13 protein-coding genes, 1 tRNA gene and 2 pseudogenes are annotated in these 22,173 nt (G+C 59.0%); 11 read left to right on the top strand and 5 right to left on the bottom strand.

The genetic code is table 11. The features are described from left to right. Window positions 1–12: 12 nt before the first annotated feature. From gltB to AB1E33_RS20000, 3 genes are all read right to left on the bottom strand, one after another. Window positions 13–4,545 (bottom strand): glutamate synthase large subunit, encoded by a 4,533-nt coding sequence (gene gltB / locus AB1E33_RS19990; RefSeq protein WP_372579023.1) that lies wholly within the window; start codon window positions 4,543–4,545, stop codon window positions 13–15. Continuing rightward, entirely contained in the window at window positions 4,542–4,979 is a 438-nt protein-coding gene (locus AB1E33_RS19995; RefSeq protein WP_372579024.1) for a GFA family protein, read from the bottom strand. Before AB1E33_RS19995 ends, gltB begins: the two co-directional genes overlap by 4 nt. A gap of 67 nt (window positions 4,980–5,046) precedes the next feature. Beyond that, a complete protein-coding gene (locus AB1E33_RS20000; RefSeq protein ID WP_372579025.1) occupies window positions 5,047–6,480 on the bottom strand; it encodes an NAD(P)-dependent oxidoreductase in 1,434 nt (477 codons plus the stop codon). Window positions 6,481–6,704: 224 nt separating this feature from the next. Here AB1E33_RS20000 and AB1E33_RS20005 point away from each other — a divergent pair, with 224 nt between their 5' ends. Beyond that, window positions 6,705–7,508 (top strand): undecaprenyl-diphosphate phosphatase, encoded by an 804-nt coding sequence (locus AB1E33_RS20005; protein ID WP_372579026.1) that lies wholly within the window; start codon window positions 6,705–6,707, stop codon window positions 7,506–7,508. On the opposite strand, the gene AB1E33_RS20010 is transcribed toward AB1E33_RS20005, so the two are convergent. Beyond that, window positions 7,509–8,489, bottom strand: a complete 981-nt coding sequence (locus tag AB1E33_RS20010) for a complex I NDUFA9 subunit family protein (RefSeq protein WP_372579027.1) — start codon at window positions 8,487–8,489, stop codon at window positions 7,509–7,511. A 202-nt stretch (window positions 8,490–8,691) separates the two neighbouring features. On the opposite strand from AB1E33_RS20010, the gene AB1E33_RS20015 reads away from it, so the two are divergent. Then, a tRNA-Leu gene (locus AB1E33_RS20015) sits at window positions 8,692–8,778 on the top strand. A 537-nt stretch (window positions 8,779–9,315) separates the two neighbouring features. Here AB1E33_RS20015 and AB1E33_RS20020 read toward each other — a convergent pair. Beyond that, the gene (locus AB1E33_RS20020; protein WP_372579028.1) at window positions 9,316–9,597 is read right to left on the bottom strand and encodes an NAD-dependent epimerase/dehydratase family protein; all 282 of its coding nucleotides are present in this window, start codon (window positions 9,595–9,597) and stop codon (window positions 9,316–9,318) included. 231 nt (window positions 9,598–9,828) lie between these two features. Between AB1E33_RS20020 and AB1E33_RS20025 the strand changes: the two are divergent. The 9 genes and pseudogenes from AB1E33_RS20025 to AB1E33_RS20065 all read left to right on the top strand — a co-directional run. Beyond that, a pseudogene (locus AB1E33_RS20025) lies at window positions 9,829–10,011 on the top strand (transposase); the annotation flags it as partial. Window positions 10,012–10,285: 274 nt separating this feature from the next. Further along, window positions 10,286–10,870 carry an ANTAR domain-containing response regulator gene (locus AB1E33_RS20030; RefSeq protein ID WP_372579029.1) on the top strand — a complete coding sequence of 195 codons (585 nt, stop codon included), beginning with the start codon at window positions 10,286–10,288 and terminating at the stop codon, window positions 10,868–10,870. Then, a pseudogene (locus AB1E33_RS20035) lies at window positions 10,867–12,036 on the top strand (ABC transporter substrate-binding protein). Before AB1E33_RS20030 ends, AB1E33_RS20035 begins: the two are co-directional and overlap by 4 nt. 271 nt (window positions 12,037–12,307) lie before the next feature. After that, on the top strand, window positions 12,308–13,672 hold the full coding sequence (locus AB1E33_RS20040; protein ID WP_372579030.1) for a CmpA/NrtA family ABC transporter substrate-binding protein: 1,365 nt from the start codon (window positions 12,308–12,310) through the stop codon (window positions 13,670–13,672). Between the two features lie 73 nt (window positions 13,673–13,745). Then, window positions 13,746–14,828, top strand: coding sequence for an ABC transporter permease (locus AB1E33_RS20045; RefSeq protein ID WP_372579031.1), 1,083 nt, complete (start codon window positions 13,746–13,748; stop codon window positions 14,826–14,828). A 5-nt stretch (window positions 14,829–14,833) separates the two neighbouring features. After that, window positions 14,834–16,513, top strand: coding sequence for an ABC transporter ATP-binding protein (locus AB1E33_RS20050; RefSeq protein ID WP_372579032.1), 1,680 nt, complete (start codon window positions 14,834–14,836; stop codon window positions 16,511–16,513). 4 nt (window positions 16,514–16,517) lie between these two features. Continuing rightward, window positions 16,518–18,953: a nitrite reductase large subunit NirB gene (gene nirB, locus AB1E33_RS20055; RefSeq protein ID WP_372579033.1), complete on the top strand. Its 2,436-nt coding sequence runs from the start codon at window positions 16,518–16,520 to the stop codon at window positions 18,951–18,953. Beyond that, window positions 18,950–19,282: a nitrite reductase small subunit NirD gene (nirD, locus tag AB1E33_RS20060; protein WP_372579034.1), complete on the top strand. Its 333-nt coding sequence runs from the start codon at window positions 18,950–18,952 to the stop codon at window positions 19,280–19,282. The genes nirB and nirD overlap by 4 nt, the downstream gene beginning before the upstream one ends. Then, on the top strand, window positions 19,282–21,933 hold the full coding sequence (locus AB1E33_RS20065; protein ID WP_372579035.1) for a molybdopterin-dependent oxidoreductase: 2,652 nt from the start codon (window positions 19,282–19,284) through the stop codon (window positions 21,931–21,933). The genes nirD and AB1E33_RS20065 overlap by 1 nt, the downstream gene beginning before the upstream one ends. Window positions 21,934–22,173: the final 240 nt, after the last annotated feature.

Genomic DNA, 22,173 nt, shown 5'->3' on the forward strand with positions numbered 1-22,173 from the left:
GCAAAGGTCGGGTTACTCCGCCGGGACCGCCTCGGCCTCGCCAGTCAGCGGTTGCGGCAGCTTGTTAAGCATCTCGGTCGGGCAGACCTGCAGGAACTTGCCGCGCTCGATCTCCCAGTGCTGCAGGATATCGGCGGCCTTCTGGCTGCGGGTTTCCTCCAGATGACGCTCGAGCAGACCTTTGAGCTGATATTCCCAATGGGGCACCGTGACCGGGCAGGTCACCAGTGTTTCCATGTTCATCAGCGATTCTGCCTTGCCGTCGGGATCATAGAGATAGGCCATCCCGCCGGTCATGCCAGCGCCGAAGTTGGCCCCGATCCCGCCCAGAATGACGGCCACGCCTCCGGTCATGTATTCACATCCGTTCGAGCCGCAGCCTTCGATCACCACCTGCGCGCCCGAGTTGCGCACCGCAAAGCGTTCTCCGGCGCGGCCCGCGGCAAAGAGATACCCGTCGGTCGCGCCATAGAGAACGGTGTTGCCGACGATAGTGTTCTCATCCGCTTTCAGCGGGCTGACCTGCGGCGGGCGCACGACGATAGTGCCGCCCGAAAGGCCCTTGCCCACATAGTCATTGGCATCACCCGATACTTCCAGCTTGAGCCCCGGAGCTGCGAAGGCCCCCAGCGACTGTCCGGCAGAGCCCTGCAGCTTGACATGCAAGTGATCGGGCTGGAACGCGTTGCGCATCCCGAAGTTTTGCACGATGTGGCTGGAAATGCGCGTGCCCACCGTCCGGTGTGTGTTCTGCACCGCATAAGACAGCTGCATCTTCTCGCCGTCGCGCAGGAAACGGGCCGCGTCGCGGACAATCTCGGCATCCAGCGTGTCGGGCACCGCGTTGCGCTCCTTGTCGCGGTTATAGACGATGTCGGCGGCGCCATCGACGGTGATCAACAGCGGGTTGAGGTCCAGATCGTCCAGATGCGCCGAGCCACGGCTGACCTGGGCCAGAAGATCGGCGCGCCCGATCACCTCATCGAGGCTGCGCGCACCGAGCGAGGCCAGAATCTCGCGCACTTCCTGGGCGTAGAAGGTGATCAGGTTGACCACCTTGTCGGCATTGCCGGTGAAGCGGTCGCGCAGTGCCGGGTCCTGGGTGCAGACGCCGACGGGGCAAGTGTTGGATTGGCACTGGCGCACCATGATGCAGCCCATGGCGATCAGGGCTGCGGTGCCGATCCCGTATTCCTCGGCCCCCAACATCGCGGCCATGACGATGTCGCGCCCGGTGCGCAGTCCACCATCGGTCCGAAGGGTCACGCGGTCGCGCAAGTTGTTCATCGCAAGCACCTGATGCGCCTCGGTCAGGCCCATCTCCCATGGAAGACCGGCATGTTTGATCGAGGTGGCAGGCGAGGCCCCGGTTCCGCCATTATGGCCCGAAATCAGGATAATATCGGCCTTGGCCTTGGCGACACCTGCGGCAATCGTGCCCACGCCCGAGGAGGCCACCAGTTTCACCGTCACCTTGCAGCGTGGGTTGATCTGCTTGAGATCATAGATCAGCTGCGCCAGATCCTCGATCGAGTAGATGTCGTGATGCGGCGGTGGTGAAATCAGCGTCACGCCCTTGGTCGAATGGCGCAGCCGCGCGATCAGGTCGGTGACCTTCATGCCGGGCAGCTGCCCACCTTCGCCGGGCTTGGCGCCTTGGGCCACCTTGATCTCAAGCTCTTCGCAATGGTTGAGGTATTCGGCGGTCACGCCAAACCGGCCCGAGGCCACCTGCTTGATCTTGGCGGAGGGGTTGTCACCATTGGATTCCGGCACGAAATGTGCCGGATCTTCGCCGCCCTCACCGGAGTCGGACTTGGCGCCGATCCGGTTCATCGCCACGTTCAGGGTCTTGTGTGCCTCAGGGCTGAGCGCGCCCAGGCTCATGCCCGGCGTCACGAAGCGTTTGCGGATCGCAGTGATGCTTTCGACCTCTTCCAGCGCAATCGGCTGGCCCAACGGTTTGAAATCCAGCAGGTCGCGCAGATGGATCGGCGGGTTGGCCTGCATCTTGGACGAATATTGCTTCCACAGCTCATAGGATGCCCGGTTGCACGCCATCTGCATCATATGCATTGAGGTCGCTTCCCAGGCATGGGTTTCACCCGACTGGCGCGCCTTGTAGAAACCGCCGATGGGCAGCACATCCAGACCCGATGTCCAGCCCTTGGCGTGGATCTCTTCGGCCTTGGACTGAATACCGGTCACGCCGATGCCGGAAATACGACTGATCATGCCGGGGAAATATTCCGCCACCATGGCACGGCTGAGGCCAACCGCCTCGAAGTTCAAGCCACCGCGATAAGACGAGATCACCGAGATGCCCATCTTGGACATGATCTTGAGCAGCCCCTGATCAACCGCCTCGCGATAGCGTATCACGTTCTCGGTCAGCGACCCATCTATAAGGCCGCGCGTGACGCGGTCGGCAATGCTGTCCTCGGCCAAATAGGCGTTCACTACGGTGGCACCACAGCCGATCAGCACCGCGAAATAATGCGGATCAAGACATTCCGCCGATCGCACGTTGAGCGAGCAGAAGGTGCGCAGCCCCTTGCGGGTCAGATGCGAATGCACAGCACTGGTCGACAGGATCATCGGCATGCCCACGCGCTCGGCGCTGGCATGCTGATCGGTCAGGATCAGGTGCCCCGAGCCCGAGCGCACGGCCTCTTCCGCCTCTGCGCGAATACGCGCCAGTGCCGCGCTCAACGCTCCGGTGCCCGGCTCAAAGCTGCAGTCGATCTCGGTCACGGTCGAGTTGAAGCTTTCCACCAGCGTGTCCCATTGCGCGTTTCCGACAAACGGGCTGCCCAAAACGATGATCTCGGTCTGGCTGCTATCCTCGTCCAGCACGTTCTTGAGGTTGCCGAACCGCGTCTTGAGCGACATCACCCGGTATTCTCGCAGGCTGTCGATCGGCGGGTTCGTGACCTGGCTGAAATTCTGCCGGAAGAAATGGCTGAGCGGACGGTACTGTTTCGACAGAACCGCCGAGGGCGTGTCATCGCCCATCGAGGCCAGCGCCTCTTTGCCGTCCTCGCACATGGGCACAAGTATCTGTTCCAGTTCCTCGATCGAATAGCCCGCTGCGATCTGCCGCTTACGCAGCTGCTCGCCAGTAAAGAGCGGCTTTTCCTCGATCTCGACCAGCTTGTCATCCAGATCGCTGATTTTCTTGACCCAGTCGCCGAAGGGCAGCGCGCGCGCCAGCTTGTCCTTGATCTGCTTGTCGCGGAACACCTTGCCTTTCTTCATGTCGACGGCCAGCATTTGACCGGGGCCCAGCGCGCCTTTTTCGACCACATTCGCCTCGTCGGTGGGCACCATGCCCGCCTCGGACCCCGCGATGACCAGCCCATCGCCGGTGATCACATAGCGCATCGGGCGCAAGCCGTTGCGGTCAAGCCCGGCGCAGACCCAGCGCCCGTCGGTCATGGCCAACGCCGCCGGACCGTCCCAAGGTTCCATCACCGAATTGCAATAGGAATACATATCGCGCCAGGCCTGCGGCAGTTCCACAGCCTGTTTCGACCAGCTTTCGGGTACCAGCATGGTTTTTGCCATCGGCGCCGAGCGTCCCGCGCGAACCAGAACCTCAAACACCGAATCCAGCGCCGCCGAGTCCGACGATCCGCCCGCAATGATCGGCTTGATATCCTCAGCATAGTCCCCGAAGGCGCTGGAGGCCATGCGGATCTCGTGGCTTTTCATCCAGTTGGTGTTGCCCTTGAGCGTGTTGATCTCGCCGTTATGGGCCAGCATGCGGAACGGCTGCGCTAGCCACCATTGCGGGAAGGTGTTGGTCGAATAGCGCTGGTGATAGATCGCGAACGAACTCTCGAACCGCTCATCCATCAGGTCGGGGTAGAACACGGCCACCTGTTCGGCCAGCATCATGCCCTTGTAGATGATCGACCGGCAGCTGAGCGACGCGACATAAAGCCCGGTCACCGCGGCGCTTGCCACAGCCTTTTCGATCCGGCGGCGGATGACATAAAGCTCGCGCTCGAAGGTTTCTTCGTCGACGCCCTTGGAGTTCGAGATCAGGATTTGTTCGATCTCGGGGCGGGTGGCATTGGCCTTGTCACCCAGGCAGGTCACATCCACAGGCACGTGACGCCAGCCATAGATGTAATAGCCCATGCGCAGAACTTCGGTTTCCACAATGGTCCGGCAGGTTTCCTGCGCGCCAAAATCAGTGCGCGGCAGAAAGACCTGACCAACTGCGATCAGTTGGTTCTTGTCCGGCGTGTGGCCGGTGCGTTCGATCTGGTCATAGAAGAACGGAACCGGGATCTGCACATGGATACCGGCGCCGTCGCCGGTCTTGCCATCGGCATCCACAGCCCCCCGGTGCCAGATCGCCTTGAGCGCGTCGATGCCCGCCTCGACCACCTTGCGGCTTTTCTTGCCACCGACGGACACGACAAGGCCAACCCCGCAGGAAGAATGCTCTTCTTCCTCGGAATAGAGACCGTTTTCGGCCATCCAATTGCGCTTTTCTTCTTCGGCGCGGACCCAGTTGGCGTCATATTTGGTCATTGGCTATCTCCTTGCTCCGAAGGGGCGAACATTGCGATGACGTCGGCTTCGGTCATTTGTCTGCGGTCCCCGGCAAAGGCGTAGCCCTGCGGTTTCCGATCGATATAGAGCTCCAGCTTCAGATCTCCGCTGGCGGCATTGTCGAACAACCCGGCTGCGATCTGCGTTTGCCCATGCATCTCGCCGGGCGCGGTGATGCGGTACCAGAGCGCCGATCCGCATCTTTCGCAGAACGCGCGCTCGGCCCAGTCGGACGAAGTGAAGCTGCGCACCGGGCCGTCAGCGGTGTATCCTGGTTCGGCCGGAAATGTGATCAGCATCGAACTGGTCCAACGGCGGCACATGTCGCAGTGGCAGGCGCCCAAGGACCCCTTGGCCGCTGTCGCGGTGACGGTCACGGCACCGCACATGCACTGTCCTGTAAGCTTGCTCATGAGCCTGCTCCTTTTGCTTTCATGGTCGATTTCCGACTTTGCGGCCGGATCATCGGGCTGGCGGCGTTCACTCGGCCGCGACCGAAAGCGGGGCGTTGAATTTCTCGATGATCGCTTCGGCACAATCGCGCCCGTCGCGGATCGCCCAGACCACAAGGCTGGCCCCACGCACGATGTCGCCGATCGCGTAGACCCCGTCCATATCGGTCGCACCGGTGCGGAATGCCGCCTTGACCGTACCCCAACGGGTGACCGGCAGATCGGCCTGGCCGAACAGTTTCGGCAGGTCCTCGGGTTCGAATCCCAGTGCCTTGATGACCAGATCGGCCTCTTCAACGTAATCCGCGCCCTCGATCACCTCGGGGGCCTGACGGCCCGAGGCGTCGGGCTGGCCCAGGCGCATTTTCTGGACCATCACGCCTTCGACCGCGTCATTGCCGGTAAAGCCCTTGGGCGCGCTCAGCCATTCGAACACCACGCCTTCTTCCTCGGCATTGGCGACTTCGCGCTGCGAGCCGGGCATGTTAGCACGGTCGCGGCGATAAAGGCATTTGACCGAGGTCGCGCCCTGCCGGATCGCGGTGCGTACGCAGTCCATCGCGGTATCGCCACCGCCGATCACGACAACCCGTTTGCCTTCGGCGTCGTAGCGGCCGCTATCGAATTCCTCGACCGCGTCGCCAAAGCTCTTGCGGTTGGAGGCGGTGAGATAGTCGATCGCCTTTTCCATCCCGGCCAGACCGCTGCCCGGCATCTGGATGTCGCGGCTTTTGTAAACGCCGGTGGCAATGATGACCGCGTTGTGTTCGGCATGGATCGCCGCAAAGATATCGGCGTCCACATCGCAGTTCAGCACGAACTCGACCCCGGATTTCTCCAACTGGTCGATCCGGCGCATCACCACGTCCTTTTCCAGCTTGAAGCCGGGGATTCCATAGGTCAGCAACCCGCCGGCCCGGTCATAACGATCATAGACTGTCACGCTGAACCCCGCGCGACGCAGCATGTCAGCTGCGGCCAGCCCGCCTGGTCCGGCACCGATGATGCCGACGCTTTCGTCGCGCTCATGCTGCGGAACCGCAGGGACCACCCATCCGTTTTCCCAAGCGGTGTCGGTGATGTATTTCTCGACCGAGCCGATGGTGACCGTGCCATGGCCCGATTGCTCGATCACGCAATTGCCTTCGCAGAGGCGGTCCTGAGGGCAGATGCGACCACAGATTTCCGGGAAAGTGTTGGTGGCCTGGCTGACCTGATAGGCCTCTTCCAACCGTCCGGTGGCGGTCAGGCGCAGCCAATCGGGGATGTTGTTGTGCAGCGGGCAATGCGACTGACAATAAGGCACTCCGCATTGCGAGCATCGGCTGGCCTGCTCCTCGGCCTTGGCCGCCGCGTATTCGGCATAGATTTCGTCGAAGTCTTCCCTGCGTTCCGTCGCCGCGCGTTTCTCGGGCATATCGCGTTCGACCTGGACGAATTTTAGCATCGGTTGCTTGGCCACAGCTTCGACTCCATGAATTGGCTAGGTAGCGATGCTATAAACGAGGGCGTGGAGAATTAAAAGTCAATAATAGTGACCTATTTTCACTTCTTTCACCACCCGATGCGAGGTCGTCCGGTGTCACGGTAAGATAATAGGTCCTATTCGGACCTAAAAGGAGGCTTTCCATTTGGGACAGTCACTTATACCCCGTTTCCCAATAAGGTTCAGAGGCAATTCGGCAGATGACACTCCTGCATATTCTTCTTGTTGCGCTGATACAGGGCATCACTGAATTCTTGCCGGTCTCGTCCTCGGGCCACCTGATTCTGTTGCCAGCGCTGACCGGGATGGCGGATCAGGGCCAGTTTATCGACGTTGCCGTGCATGTAGGTACGCTCGGCGCCGTGATCTTTTATTTCTGGCAAGACGTGCAGTTGGCGCTTCGCGGCACGCCCGCAGCCTTGGCCGGCCGGTGGGAGGAGCCAGGTGCGCGCCTGTCGCTGGGTCTGATGATCGCGACGGTGCCGATCATCCTTGTCGGCGCGGTACTGCATTTCACCGGACTGTCGGATGTTCTGCGCTCGATGAAAGTCATCGCCTGGACGATGCTGGGCTTCGGTATCGTGCTCTATTGGGCGGATCGCAATGGAGATCAGGTGAAAAAGGCAGAGGATTGGACCCTCAGAGACGCGGCCATCATGGGGCTTTGGCAGGTGATCGCGCTGATCCCCGGCACATCGCGGTCGGGCATTACCATCACCGGCGCGCGGCTGCTGGGATACGGGCGTGAAGACAGCGCGCGTCTGGCGATGCTGATGTCGATTCCCACGATCGCCGCCTCGGGCATCCTTCTCTGGGCGGATGCCACCGCCAGCGCCGATGCCGATATGATCCGAAACGGATTGCTGGCCGCCGGGCTGTCCTTCCTGTCGGCTCTTGCCGCTCTGGCCCTGATGATGCGGTTCCTGCGCAGCATCAGCTTCACCCCGTATGTGATCTACCGGGTGGTCCTTGGGCTGGTCCTGCTGGCGATGGCCTATGGCTGATCAGATCTTCAGGTTTTTCGCCGACTTCTGAATCTCGTCATACTGCCCGGAGGGGCGGAATTTCCACAGATAGTCCGGTAGCACCGACTGCATCGCCACCGGCTCGATCCCCAGATCATCAAAGCCCTTGGCTCCTTCCGAGACCACATTGTCGCTGCGCAGCGACTTAACCTGATCGCGGGTCAGGATCGGATTGGGAAACAGCTGGAAGCTCACGAACTTCAGTATGTCCAGAACACTGGCCATGATCCGAGCCGCGAACATCGGCATGCCGATGATCACCCGCCGCCGATGGATCGCGTCGAGCATCAGCTGCATCAACGCCCGGAAAGATTTCACATCCGGCCCGCCCAGCTCGAAGACACCAGCACGCACGCCAGTCACACCCATCACGGCGGCACGGGCGACGTCGTCGACGAAGACAGGCTGAAACAGGGTCTCGGGCGCGACGATCGGCAGGAATGGCCCAAACCGTGTCATCGCGGCAAACCGGTTGAAAAACTCATCCTCGGTCCCGAAGATGATCGATGGCCGCAAGATCATGGCATCGGGCTGATGTTCCCGCACTGCGGCCTCGCCCGCTGCCTTGCTCCTTGCATAGGCGCTGTCGGCCTCGGCGCTGGCCCCAATCGCCGACAGATGCACCATGCGGGCGATCCCTTTCTGCGCGGCAATCCGGGCAATGCGCCCGGCACCCTCGGTATGGATCGAAGCAAAGTCATTCTTGCCGAGTTCGTTCAGGACGCCCACGCAGTTGATCACCGCATCCGCGCCCTGCATGACTTGCCGGACGGATTCGTCGTCGCGGATGTTGCAGGCTATCGGCTCAACCTGGCCGACCACACCATAGGGCCTGACATGCAGCGCCTCGTTCGGGCGGCGCACCGCAACGCGCACGCGCCAGCCTTTTTCAGCCATGCGCTGGGTGATGTATCGTCCGACAAATCCCGAACCGCCATAGATTGTGACCAGCTTGGACATTCCGGGCTCCTGCGTTTTTTGCGTCGATACTGATCTAGCGCCCGCAAGAGGCGCAAACAAGACGCAATGACGAATGCGGGTTCTCGCTTTCAACCAGGCGCCGTCAGGTCGCGAACGCGGCGTGCACAAGTTTTTTGAACAAAGGCAGGTTTTCCTGTTGACCCTCCTGCGTGACAGCCTTAAACGCCCCCCCACGACACCTGCCCAGGTGGCGGAATTGGTAGACGCGCTAGCTTCAGGTGCTAGTGTCCGTATGGACGTGGAGGTTCGAGTCCTCTCCTGGGCACCAAATCATGACATTTTTATATGAAAAAGCAATGTCTTACTGATTGCGTTGTCTTTTCCGTCCTCCATTGGGCTCACCCTAGAAGCGTTGACGTTGTGACGGGCTGGTAGATCCAGACTGCCAGCGAAAATAGCCACGACTGAGGGGCATTTGGGGGACACGCGCAGCTTTTTCTGGTCGAACTTGGCTGCAAACTAGGTTCTGGACCCATTAACTTGGTTGCCGCCATCTCGGTTGCGTGATTCACGCCCCTGGGTTTCAGGGGGTGTATCCTGAACAATCTATTCTGGCTGACAGAAGAACAGGTGGCACGTCTTCAGCATGCGGTTAGGTGAATGCCGAAGCCTTACTGTCTGGTGGATCAACATCGGCCACGGATAAGTCCGCATCTGTTGCGTCGGGTACTTCGGCATTCTCGTTCAGGCCGCGCTTGGAGAAGGTCCCGTATGCGGAGATTGACGAAATCAAAACATGGCGAGGGACGTCGGTTCCAACCGCGTCAAGAAGGTGTTCGAAAACATCGGAGAATAGGCGCAGGTATCAAACAACTAGTGCCGAAAGGTCGCCATATCGATCACTGGCAATTGTGCTGGTCTCGTTGGGCAGCTTCCGGATTGTCTCGCCCCGCGACAGCACAGATAGGGTGTGTCCAGAACCAACTAGAGCATCAACGATTGCTCCACCCAGAAAGCCCGTTCCGCCAACCACCAAACACCGCATCTTCAAACCCTCGTCGAATTGAACACGGGCCGGATTGGGCCCAAATTCTGCGAGGATCAATGGCTGCAACTGATCGCGTTGCGGACAATCGTGTATGACCATCAGTTATCCACTTGGTCAGCAGTGCACTAGTTCATGTTGACCTCAGCATCAGACAAGAAGGGCTCGATCCGGACCTCGGATGCAGCGCGGCAAGCTCGTTTTTTAGCAGTATGGTCCAGCGGAGTTCACGGGACTTCCAGACGTTCGCTGCGGCTGTTCCCACGTCCGGTCCATTGACTGGATGGCCCTAGCTTTGGGTGAACAACCAAAACAAAGAAGGGATTGTTGTAAGTGAAACTCGGGAAAAAGGTCGAGAAGCTCTTCGCTTAACTCAAACGCATCCTTGGCCTTGGGCGCATCCGATTACGCGGCCCATGCGGTACCAACGCCGAATTCCTCCTCGCCACCACAGCACAAAACCTCCGCAAATTGGCCAAGATATTTCCTGCACCGCAGAAAACGCGCAAAGCCTGATCAGAAAGGCACACGCGCGCTTATTCCAACGCCACTTATCTACGCGCGGCAACAGGTTAGAATAGGATAGAACTCTTGGTAAACACCAACAACGGGCAGCTCTAGAAGTCAGCACATTCAGAATTTCGCTCTGGATCGCACACAAAATAATCTGCTGAGTCTGTCCGCAAGACACCAAAAATTGGCTGATAAATTGAGCATATTTGCCAGGCCGGGGCGGAGGCTAAAGGCATTCCAATTGCAATCGTTGAAGCCTTGGTCCAGCTGACTGGATATGAGCCAAAATCTTACCGTCGTTGTCGTTGAGCAGAACCAAGATCGCGCTTTCGCTATTGTCGATGCCTTGAAAGAGTCTGGAGATGTAGATGTCTTTGTGATCGGCAATGCCTCGGGACTGGCGCGCAAGATTGCCACGCACAGCCCTGATATAGTGTTGATTGATATCGACAACCCATCGCGTGACATGCTGGAAGAGTTGACGGTTGCTTCGGGTCCGATGGAGCGTCCTGTTGCAATGTTCGTGTCTGGCGCAGCAGGTGGATTGGCCAAAGCAGCGGTCGAGGCTGGTGTGTCTGCATATGTTGTCGATGGTCTGCAAGCCGAACGCATCAAGCCAGTCATTGATACTGCAATCGCTCGGTTTCAGGTCCTGCGCCAGATGCGAGTGGAATTGGCTGAAACACGCCGTGCACTGGAAGAGCGCAAAGTGATCGACAGGGCCAAGGGGTTGCTCATGAAAGCCAAGGGCGTGCCTGAGGAGGAGGCTTACGCCCTGCTGCGTAAGACCGCGATGAACCAAAATCGCCGGGTTGCAGATGTGGCCGAGGCATTGGTGACAGCGTCGGGGCTATTGTCATGAGGACGGTTACCCTGCCGGTCGCCTACATGCCTCTCGTCGACGCAGCCCCCTTGATCGTCGCGCGCGAAATGGGGTTCGACCATGCCGAAGGGCTTTCTCTGGACCTGCGCCCGGCGCCGTCGTGGTCGTCTTTGCGAGACATGCTGGCCTTTGGGCATGTGGATGCCGCACATCTGTTATCCCCGGTCCCGATTGCCATGGCATTGGGTTTGGGCGGCATAGCGACGCCCCTATCGGCGGTCTCGGTCCTGTCACTGAATGGAAATGTAATCGGTGTTGGCCAGGAACTGGAAAGGCGGCTGCGCGCCAGTGGGTACGCCTTCGATTTCGAGGATGCAAAATCCGCAGGCGCGGCGCTTGCGAAGGTTGCTGATAGCGTGCTGATCTTTGGCGTACCATTCCCGTTTTCGATGCATGTCGAACTGCTGCGCTATTGGGTGGGAGGCACCGATCTGGCGTCGAGACAAGTCGAGATTCGAACGGTTCCACCACCTCTTATGACGCAGGCGCTGGCAGCAGGTGAGATTGATGCGTTTTGTGTCGGTGAACCCTGGGGGTCAGTTTCAGTGGATCAACGGGTGGGGGCACTTCTGTTGCCCGGGCGCGCGATCTGGAACTGTGCGCCGGAAAAAGTACTGGCGGTGCGCACCGACTGGGCCGAATCCGAACCACATCTGCTTGGCGGCTTGATGCGCGCGCTCTGGCGTGCGGGGCGGTGGCTGTCACTTACGGAGAGCCGGACAACCGCATCGGAAATGCTGTCGCGCACATTCGACCAGAACGTCTCACCTGAGTTGATCGACCGGGCGCTGTTGGGCGAGCTCACGATTTCGGCGCGGGGTGAGCAGCGCCGCGTTGGCGGATTTGTTGAATTCTTCAACGGAGCGGCCTCGTTCCCCTGGCGCAGCCAAGCGAAGTGGATCGCCCACCAACTGGCCAGACGAAATGGCATGGACCCCGTTCAGGCAGAACAACAGGCGGCCCAAGTGTTTCGCAGCGATCTCTACCGTCGCGAATTGCAGCTCTCCGGGGTCGAATTGCCCGGTGCCTCGTAAAAACTTGAAGGGGCGATTCCCGATGCGACGGCGGTTGCGTCAGCCAGTGGCAGTCTGATCCTGCCATCAAATGTGTTCTTTGACCGGCGCATTTTTGAGCCGTCAGAATGAAGGCGCTCAATTTTTTTGCACTGCAGCATAATGATATGCTGCAACGCAGAAAATGAGGCGCCTGAATGCCGAATTTGGATGACGGACCAATGAGGTGATGTCTTAATTTAGCCATCGGCAGGCAACGGAGCCTGCCGAAGAAATTTGCCCAAACCATAGGGCACCTAACAAGAGCAATGCCGCTCGACCATCCGCCAACTCCTCCCGGCGGTGTGTGTCGGCGGTTTTTTTGTTTGCCCAAAGGACATGGGTTGGATCGAAAGGGATCGAGATGAAAAAGCTCCTTCTGAGCCTCGCTGCGACGACAGCACTAGCCACTCCGGCCTTTGCCGAGTTGGAGTTGGAGAAAGACGAACTGACCCTTGGCTTTATCAAACTGACGGACATGGCGCCGCTGGCTGTGGCCTATGAGCAGGGATATTTTCTGGATGAGGGTCTGTTCGTGACACTTGAGGCGCAGGCCAACTGGAAAGTGCTGCTCGACGGTGTGATCGACGGGCAGCTGGATGGCGCGCATATGCTGGCTGGCCAGCCTTTGGCCGCGACCATCGGATATGGAACCGAGGCACACATCATTACCCCGTTCTCAATGGATCTGAACGGCAACGGCATCACGGTCTCCAATGAAATCTGGGAGGAGATGAAGCCCAACATTCCCGTCATGGATGACGGTCGCCCTCAACATCCGATCAGCGCCGAGGCACTGGTTCCGGTGGTCGAGAAATACAAGTCCGAAGGCAAGCCCTTCAACATGGGTATGGTCTTTCCTGTTTCGACCCACAACTACGAGCTGCGCTATTGGTTGGCAGCCGGCGGCCTGCATCCGGGGTATTACAGCCCAGAAAGTGTAACTGGCCAGATCGGTGCGGATGTGTTCCTGTCCGTGACACCTCCGCCGCAGATGCCGGCCACTTTGGAGGCAGGCACGATCTACGGCTATTGCGTGGGTGAGCCGTGGAACCAGCAGGCCGTGTTCAAAGGCATCGGTGTACCGGTCATCACCGATTATGAGCTGTGGAAGAACAACCCCGAAAAGGTCTTTGGCATAACTGCCGAGTTCGCCGAAGAGAATCCGAACACCACCTTGGCCGTCACGAAGGCACTGATCCGCGCAGCGATGTGGTTGGATGAAAATGACAACGCCAACCGCCCCGAGGCGGTCGAGATTCTCAGCCGTGCGGAATATGTGGGCGCCGATTACGACGTCATCGCCAACTCGATGACAGGCACCTTTGAATATGAGAAGGGCGACAAGCGCGAAGTTCCCGATTTCAACGTGTTTTTCCGTTACAACGCGACCTATCCGTTCTATTCGGACGCCGTCTGGTACCTGACCCAGATGCGTCGCTGGGGTCAGATTACCGAGGCCAAGCCTGACAGCTGGTATGATGACGTCGCCAAGTCGGTCTACAAGCCAGAGGTCTACCTCGAAGCCGCGCGCCTGCTGGTGGACGAAGAGCTTGCGAATGAGGTCGACTTCCCCTGGGACAGCGACGGCTACAAGGCCCCGTCACCGGCCGAGGATATCATCGACGGCCTTGCCTATGACGGCCGCGCCCCCAACGCCTATCTCGAAAGCCTGTCCATTGGTCTGAAGGGCGATCAGATGATCGTCGGCTCGGACGTTCAGGGCTAACCCCGTAGCGCCGCGCCCGGCAATGATCGGGCGTGGCCTCCCAAAGTGCCCCACCACCGCAAGGACGCATCAGATGACAACGGTCGATCCAGACTTCAACGAAGACACCGCCCGGCAAGAGCGTCGCGCCCGCCTTTTCACCCGCATCAATACCACCGACAAATGGTTCCAGGTTTTGGGTCTAAGCTGGGCCACCCCGGTCCTTAAGGCCGCCGCCGGGGATAACCCGCGTGCCCAGATGGCCGAGATCTGGCGACTGCTGATCGTCCCTTTGCTGTCGATCTTTGCATTCTTGCTGCTGTGGGCGACCCTGGCGCCCAAGGTGCAGACTTCGCTGGGTGCGGTTCCCGGACCCGCACAGGTCTGGGAAGAAATGGTTAGCCTCAACGAAGACGCCAAGGCCAAGGCTGCAAAGCGGGCCAAGTTCGTGGCGATGGTTGAAAAGCGCAACCAGAAATTCATTGACTCTGGCCAACCTGAGAAGGTGAAGGACGTCGCCTTTACCGGCGCACCGTCCTACTACCAGCAAATCTGGACCTCGATCAAAACCGTCTTCTTCGGCTTTCTGATTGCGACTGCTGTGGCGGTTCCACTGGGGATTGCTGCGGGCCTGTCGCCGACTGCAAACGCCGCGCTGAACCCATTGATCCAGATCTTCAAACCGGTCTCTCCACTGGCCTGGCTGCCCATCGTCACCATGATCGTCTCGGCAGTCTACAGCACCAATGATGGCTGGTTCGCCAAGTCCTTCCTGATCTCGGCCATCACCGTGACCCTGTGTTCACTGTGGCCGACACTGATCAATACTTCGCTGGGTGTGGCGTCGATCGACAAGGATCTGGTGAATGTTTCCAAAGTTCTGAAAATGAACACGTACACCAAGATCACCAAGCTGGTGCTGCCCTCGGCCCTGCCGCTGATCTTCACCGGATTGCGCCTTTCACTGGGTGTCGGGTGGATGGTCCTGATCGCGGCCGAGATGCTGGCGCAGAACCCTGGTTTGGGCAAATTTGTCTGGGATGAGTTCCAGAACGGCTCGTCCAGCTCGCTCGCCAAGATCATGGTGGCTGTCTTCACCATCGGCATCATCGGCTTCCTGCTGGATCGGGTGATGTATGCGCTGCAATCCCTTTTCACCTTTACCAACAACCGGTGAGAGAAATGAGCATTCTAAGCTTCAAAGACGTCTCGAGATCCTTCGGCGAAGGGGCCGCCCGCACCGATGTTTTGAAAGGCATCGATCTAGACGTGCAAGAGGGTGAGTTTCTGGTGATCCTCGGGTTTTCCGGCACCGGTAAAACCACATTGATCAATCTGATGGCGGGCCTCGATACGCCCAGCACAGGCGATGTCACGTTCAAAGGCGCCCCGATCAAGGGGCCGGGCCCGGAACGTGGGGTGATTTTTCAGAACTATTCGCTCATGCCGTGGCTGACGGTCAGCGGCAATGTCGGGCTGGCGGTCGATACGGTTTTCCCTGGCCTCAGCAAGGCCGAAAAGGCGGAAAAGGTTGCCCATTATGTGAAGATGGTGGGCCTCAGCCATGCTGAAACGCGCCGCTCTGCCGAGCTGTCGGGCGGTATGCGCCAGCGGGTTAACGTAGCCCGTGCGCTGTCGATGAACCCCGAGGTGCTGCTGCTGGACGAACCACTGTCTGCGCTCGACGCGCTGACCCGCGCCAATCTGGCCGATGAGATTGAGCACATCTGGGAAAGGGACAAGAAGACCTGCGTGCTGATCACCAATGACGTGGACGAGGCAATTATTCTGGCCGATCGGATCCTCGCGCTGAACCCTGATGGTACGCTGGGGCAGGAGTTTCACGTGTCTATCTCGCGCCCGCGCGACCGAGGGGCGATGAACAATGACGAAGCCTTCAAGCGCCTGCGTTCGGATGTCACCAAATACCTCATGGATGTGGGGATCAAGGCCAAGGTTGAAGGCTCTCGCATCCTGCCTAACGTCACGCCAATCCACGGTGTTCCGACGGCAGTGGTCGAAGCGCAGAAGGGCATGATCGAGAATCGATTCCTCGACTTCTCGCAGCTGCATAAGGTCTATCCGACAACCAAGGGTCCGCTGACCGTGGTTGAGGATTTCGACCTCAAGATCGAAAAGGGAGAGTTCATTTCGCTGATCGGCCATTCCGGCTGCGGCAAATCCACGGTTCTTACCATGGCTGCCGGGCTGAACGACATTTCAAAGGGTGCGATAAAGCTGGACGGACGCCATGTGGAAGGCGCCGATCCCGAACGCGCCGTGGTGTTCCAGTCGCCCAACCTGTTCCCCTGGCTGAGTGCCAAGGAGAATGTCGCGATTGGCGTCGATAAGGTCTATCCAAAGGCCAGCATCGCCGAGCGGCAGGATGTCGTTGAATATTACCTGGAACGTGTTGGTTTGGCCAGCGCGATGGACAAGCAGGCTAGCGATTTGTCGAACGGTATGAAACAGCGCGTCGGCATCGCCCGCGCCTTTGCCCTGTCTCCCAAGCTGCTGCTGTTGGACGAACCCTTTGGGATGCTGGACAGCTTGACCCGATGGGAACTGCAGGAGGTGCTGATGGAAGTCTGGTCCCGCACCAAGGTGACCGCAATCTGTGTGACCCATGATGTGGATGAGGCAATCCTGCTGGCCGACCGGGTGGTGATGATGACCAACGGCCCGCAGGCGACCATCGGCAAAATCACCAAGGTTGAGCTGCCGCGCCCTCGGACGCGTAAGGCTTTGCTGGAGCATCCCGATTATTACGCCTACCGGCAGGAAGTTCTAGATTTCCTGGAAGAATATGAACACGGCGCCAAGCCGAAATCGTCCGCCCCCAGGGCGATTGCAGCGGAGTGAAACAATGAAACAAAGATTGGTCGTGATAGGCGCGGGTATGGCCTCGGGCCGGGTGCTGGAGCACCTGACAGACGCTGACCCCGAGGGTTTCGACATCACCCTATTCAACGCCGAACCCCGTGGAAACTACAACCGCATCATGCTCAGCCCAGTATTGTCGGGTGAGAAGACCTATGAAGAGATCGTCACCCATGGCGACGCTTGGTATGCCGAGCGCGGAATTGCCTGTCGGTTTGGTGAGCGGGTTGTGAAAATCGACCGCGAGATGAAGGTGATCGAGGGTGCAAACGGTCATGTTCCTTACCACAAACTGGTGATCGCGACCGGGTCGAACCCGTTCGTTATCCCGCTGCCCGGCCATGATCTGGAAGGCGTGATCGCCTATCGTGATCTGGAAGATACGCAGCGGATGATGGGTATGGGGCCAAACAGTAAGGTCGTCGTGATCGGCGGAGGGCTGCTGGGGCTTGAGGCCGCTGCGGGTATGGCAGCGCATGGGGTCGACGTCACGGTGGTTCACATCATGGGACATCTGATGGAGCGGCAACTGGACGAAGCTGCAGGCCATCTGCTGAAGAAGTCTCTGGAAGACAAAGGCATCAATATCTGCCTTCAGGCGCACTCAAAGGAAATCCTCGGGCAAGACGGCAAGGTCCGCGCGCTGTTGCTGGACGATGGGACCGAACTGCCCTGCGACCTACTGGTTATGGCTGTGGGCATCCGCCCCAACACAGCGCTCGCGCAGGAGGCGGGCTTGGCCACAGGGTGCGGCATTCACGTGGATGACCAGATGCGGACCTCTGACCCGGATGTCTTTGCTGTGGGAGAATGTGTCGAGCATGACGGGGCTGTGTTTGGCCTGGTCGCACCTCTCTACGATCAGGCCAAGGTCGTCGCGAAGGTGCTTTTGGGCGAGGACGCCGCTTTCGTTCAGAAAAGCCTGTCGACCAAGCTGAAGGTCACCGGCTGCGATCTGTTCAGCGCAGGTGATTTTGCCGATGGCTCCGGGCGCGAGGATATCGTGCTCCGCGACCCTTCTCGAGGTGTCTATAAGCGCCTAGTCATCGAAGAGGACCGCTTGGTTGGGTCTGTGATGTATGGCGATACCGCCGATGGCAGTTGGTTTTTCAGCCTGATCAAGGACGGCACCAATATCGATGAGATCCGCGAGACGCTGATCTTTGGTCCGGCCTATCAGGGGGGCGACACTGCGGACCCTCTCTCAGCCGTTGCAGCATTGCCGCCTGAGGCGGAAATTTGCGGCTGCAACGGCGTATGCAAGGGTGGCATCGTCGAGGCGATCAACGCTGGTGCCAACGATTTGGGTGCGGTGCGAACGACCACCAAAGCCAGTGCATCCTGCGGGACCTGCACAGGATTGGTTGAGCATTTGCTGCAGGTCACGCTGGGCGACGGGTTCGAAATGCCGGCGGCCCAGCCGATCTGCGGCTGCACCGATCTAACGCATGAGGATGTGCGCCGCCTGATCAAGGGGCAGGGGTTGAAAAGCCAGGCAGCCGTCTGGCAGGAACTGGGCTGGACCACGCCCAACGGGTGTCATGCGTGCCGCCCGGCAATTAACTACTACCTGCTGGCGGATTGGCCATTGGAATATCAGGACGACCCGCAAAGCCGGTTCGTGAACGAACGTAAACACGCCAATATCCAGAAGGATGGCACATTCAGTGTCGTGCCGCGCATGTGGGGCGGGATCACCACACCTGAGGAACTTCGCGCGATCGCGAATGCGGCGGACAAATACGATGTGTCCACAGTCAAGGTCACGGGTGGTCAACGCATCGACCTTCTGGGCGTCAAGGGCGAGGACCTGCCCGCGATCTGGTCGGATCTGAACAAGGCCGGGCTGGTTTCGGGGCATGCCTATTCCAAGGGCCTGCGCACGGTCAAAACCTGCGTGGGGACAGATCATTGCCGATTTGGAACGCAGGACAGCACGGGCTTAGGCATCAAACTTGAAAAAATCCTCTGGGGGTCGTGGACGCCGCACAAGCTGAAACTGGCTGTGTCGGGCTGCCCGCGCAACTGTGCCGAGGCCACCTGTAAGGATATCGGTGTTGTCTGCGTCGAATCGGGCTACCAGATTAGCATCGGCGGTGCTGCTGGTATGGATGTGCGCGAAACCGAGCTTCTGTGCCAGGTGCCTTCAGAACAAGAAGCGATCGAGGTCGTCATGGCGGTCACGCAAGCCTACCGTGAAGGCGGCAAGTATCTGGACCGTTTGTACAAATGGCTGGGCAAGGTCGGTATGGACTGGGTCAAGACCCAAGTGGTCGACGATCTGGAAAACCGGGCCAACTTGGTTGAGCGCTTCGAGTTGTCCCAAAGCATCTATCGCATAGACCCTTGGGCGGAACATGTGCAGGAAAAGGCGCAGACCTACGCGCCGATTGCAGATTTCACGCTGGAGGCCGCGGAATGAGCTGGATTGATATCGGACATATCGACGAGGTACCTTTGCGCGGCGCGCGTCTGGTGAAAACCCATATTGGCTGTATCGCAATCTTTCGAACAACCGAGGCCGAGGTATTTGCTGCAACAAACAGCTGTCCGCACAATGGTGGCCCCCTGTCCGAAGGGATTGTCCATGGGCGGTCGGTGACCTGCCCGCTGCACAACTGGGTCTTCGACTTGAACACGGGCGAAGCGCAGGGCGCAGACAACGGTCGGATCACCACCTATCCTGTTCGGGTTGAAGCCGGGCGCATCCTTCTGGGCGACAGCGCTGTGACCCGGCGGAGTGCCGCCTGATGGACGGAGCCGGCCTGCCAGAGGTTCGATCAACTTGCGCGTATTGCGGTGTCGGCTGCGGCGTCCTGCTGCGCGCGGATGGTGCCGGAGGACTGGCGGTGCGCGGCGACCCGGACCATCCGGCGAATTACGGTCGTTTGTGCTCAAAAGGCATGGCCTTGGGTGAAACAGTAGGGCTCGAGCACCGCTTGCTGAGCCCGCGCGTCTTTGGCCGGAACACAAATTGGGACGACGCCCTGCAACTGGTGGCCAATCGGTTCTCGGATGCGATCGCCAATCACGGCCCGGACAGCGTCGCTTTCTACGTCTCTGGCCAGTTGCTGACCGAGGACTACTACGTCGCCAACAAGCTGATGAAAGGGTTCATCGGGTCCGCCAATATCGATACCAACTCTCGGCTCTGCATGGCCTCGACTGTAGCAGGGCACAAACGTGCCTTTGGGACGGACACCGTTCCGGGAACCTATGAGGATCTGGATCAAGCCGATCTGGTTGTTTTGGTCGGATCGAACCTCGCCTGGTGCCACCCGGTCCTTTATCAGCGTGTCCTGGCGGCGCGACAGGCGCGTGGCACAAAGATCGTGGTGATCGACCCGCGCCGCACGGCCAGCTGCGATCAGGCGGATCTCCATCTGGCCTTGAAGCCTGGCAGTGACATCGCCCTGTTTAACCGGCTGCTGACCAGAATTTACGAGGGCGAGCATACCGCGCCCGAGTTTCTCGACCGAACCGTCGGCTTTCGGGATGCAATCAACGCTGCACAACAAGATGATCCAGCCGTCACCGGCCTGAGCGCGGACAGGATCGAGGCATTTTGCGATCTTTGGATCAATACCGATCGCGTGGTCACGATCTTCAGCCAGGGCGTCAATCAGTCCTCCAGTGGGACGGACAAGGTCAACGCGATCCTCAACTGCCACCTGGCGACAGGCCGGATCGGTCGCGAAGGAATGGGTCCGTTTTCTGTGACAGGTCAACCAAACGCGATGGGCGGCCGCGAAGTGGGCGGCTTGGCCAACATGCTGGCCTGCCATCTGGACATCGAAAACGCAGATCACCGCGACGCGGTGCAGCGGTTTTGGAATGCTCCGACGATGGTGGAGCGCCCCGGACTGAAAGCCGTCGATCTGTTCCGCGCGGTTGACGAAGGTCAGATCAAGGCACTGTGGATCATTCACACCAATCCGGCCGCCACGATGCCCGATGCGGATCATGTGCGCAAAGCCATTGCTTCCTGCCCTTTCACCGTGGTCGGCGACCTGACAGATCGTACCGACACAGCGCGCTTGGCAGATGTTCTGCTGCCTGCAGCCGGGTGGGCCGAAAAGAGTGGCACCGTGACCAATTCAGATCGCACGATCAGCAGACAGCGCGCGGTTCTGCCAGCCCCGGGACAAGCGCGCGCGGATTGGGATATTCTGGCCGAGGTTGGCCGTCGCATGGGTTGGAAGACGTCGTTCAACTATGAGTCTCCGGCGGAGATCTTTCGCGAACATGCCGCGCTGTCATCAATAGCAAAATCCTTTGGCAAAGATTTCGACATTTCGGAATACGCGGAAATCGACGACGATGAATACGCGGAGCTATTCCCTGTGCAATGGCCGGTGACGGCTCGAGCCACAGGCGGGAGGTTTTTTGGCGATGGTCAGTTCTTTCACACCGACGGCAAAGCGCGCTTTGTGCCGGTGGCCCACCGTCCACCCGAAGCAGAAACATCAGCGCGATACCCCTTTCTTTTGAACACGGGGCGTATGCGGGACCAATGGCACACCATGACCCGATCTGGTTTGTCACCTCGCTTATCGGCGCATCTTGCCGAACCTTTCGTGGAAGTTAACCCAGAAGACGCCGGGCGTCTGGACCTCTGCCCTGCAGATTTGGTTGAGATCAATAGCTCCGTTGGACAGGGGGTTTTCCGAATTTACATCACTGATGCTGTCGCTCCCGGTCATGTTTTTGCACCTATTCACTGGACTGGCGAAACTGCTCCATCAGCGCGTGTAGATGCGATAGTTCCAAGCGTAACCGACCCAATCTCCGGACAGCCGGAAACCAAGGCAACGGCGGTGTCTATTCGGCGAATGAAGGCCGCGTGGTATGGGTTTGCTGTGTCAACTAAGGCAATTTCGCCTCCGATAGAATACTGGGCAACCGCCAGGACCGAGGGGGGATACAGAACCGAGCTTGCAGGAAAACATGTTGTCGAGAATTGGGTGAGCACTGCCCGTGATTGGTTCGGGGTACCCGATGCGACGGCAATTTCAACAGAAGATCCTGCACGTGGCTCATTTCGCATTGCATTAAAAGAAGGGAGCCGCCTTGTCGCAGCACTGTTTGTCTTCGCAAAACCGGAAGCATTGATGCGGGATTACCTTGCGACTTTGCCAGAGGTCGCGCCCCAACTAGTCTTATCCGGCCGAGCGCCTTTGGATTCAGAAGATGTTGGCCCGACGATTTGCTCGTGTTTCGGTGTCGGTTTAAAATCCATCATACGCGCAATACAGGCTGAACGGCTGGTGAGTGTTGACGAAATCGGGGAAACTATTCAAGCCGGAACAAATTGTGGTTCCTGTCGACCTGAACTCGCCGAATTGGTCAGCGTGCATTCACCAAAGTTGGACAAAAAATCAAAGTGCTACCAGAAAGCCTAAGTCGGGCAAACCCAGATGGTCATATCAAAAAAGGTAATCCCTTGCTCTGACAGCCATATGCTCAGCCGCCGGCTCAGCGTACGCGTCGATTGAAGCTACAGGTTTGTGCATTAACGGAAGCCGAGCGGGTTAAGGTCGATTATTGTTGCAGTTTTGTCCGCACATCCGACCTTCTGGCAGCCAGGACAATGCGCCTGCCGCGAATGTCCAACTCGGCTGGCCGCTTTGCAGCAGTGAACG

It is taken from the genome of Ruegeria hyattellae (assembly GCF_041537925.1).
Taxonomy (GTDB): domain Bacteria; phylum Pseudomonadota; class Alphaproteobacteria; order Rhodobacterales; family Rhodobacteraceae; genus Ruegeria_C.

What these genes read in the sequence shown, in the direction of transcription:
- gltB (WP_372579023.1), bottom strand. Translation starts at nt 4,545, where the DNA reads ATGACCAAATATGACGCCAACTGGGTCCGCGCCGAAGAAGAAAAGCGC.
- AB1E33_RS19995 (WP_372579024.1), bottom strand. Translation starts at nt 4,979, where the DNA reads ATGAGCAAGCTTACAGGACAGTGCATGTGCGGTGCCGTGACCGTCACC.
- AB1E33_RS20005 (WP_372579026.1), top strand. Translation starts at nt 6,705, where the DNA reads ATGACACTCCTGCATATTCTTCTTGTTGCGCTGATACAGGGCATCACT.
- AB1E33_RS20010 (WP_372579027.1), bottom strand. Translation starts at nt 8,489, where the DNA reads ATGTCCAAGCTGGTCACAATCTATGGCGGTTCGGGATTTGTCGGACGA.
- AB1E33_RS20020 (WP_372579028.1), bottom strand. Translation starts at nt 9,597, where the DNA reads ATGGTCATACACGATTGTCCGCAACGCGATCAGTTGCAGCCATTGATC.
- AB1E33_RS20030 (WP_372579029.1), top strand. Translation starts at nt 10,286, where the DNA reads ATGAGCCAAAATCTTACCGTCGTTGTCGTTGAGCAGAACCAAGATCGC.
- AB1E33_RS20040 (WP_372579030.1), top strand. Translation starts at nt 12,308, where the DNA reads ATGAAAAAGCTCCTTCTGAGCCTCGCTGCGACGACAGCACTAGCCACT.
- AB1E33_RS20045 (WP_372579031.1), top strand. Translation starts at nt 13,746, where the DNA reads ATGACAACGGTCGATCCAGACTTCAACGAAGACACCGCCCGGCAAGAG.
- AB1E33_RS20050 (WP_372579032.1), top strand. Translation starts at nt 14,834, where the DNA reads ATGAGCATTCTAAGCTTCAAAGACGTCTCGAGATCCTTCGGCGAAGGG.
- nirB (WP_372579033.1), top strand. Translation starts at nt 16,518, where the DNA reads ATGAAACAAAGATTGGTCGTGATAGGCGCGGGTATGGCCTCGGGCCGG.
- nirD (WP_372579034.1), top strand. Translation starts at nt 18,950, where the DNA reads ATGAGCTGGATTGATATCGGACATATCGACGAGGTACCTTTGCGCGGC.
- AB1E33_RS20065 (WP_372579035.1), top strand. Translation starts at nt 19,282, where the DNA reads ATGGACGGAGCCGGCCTGCCAGAGGTTCGATCAACTTGCGCGTATTGC.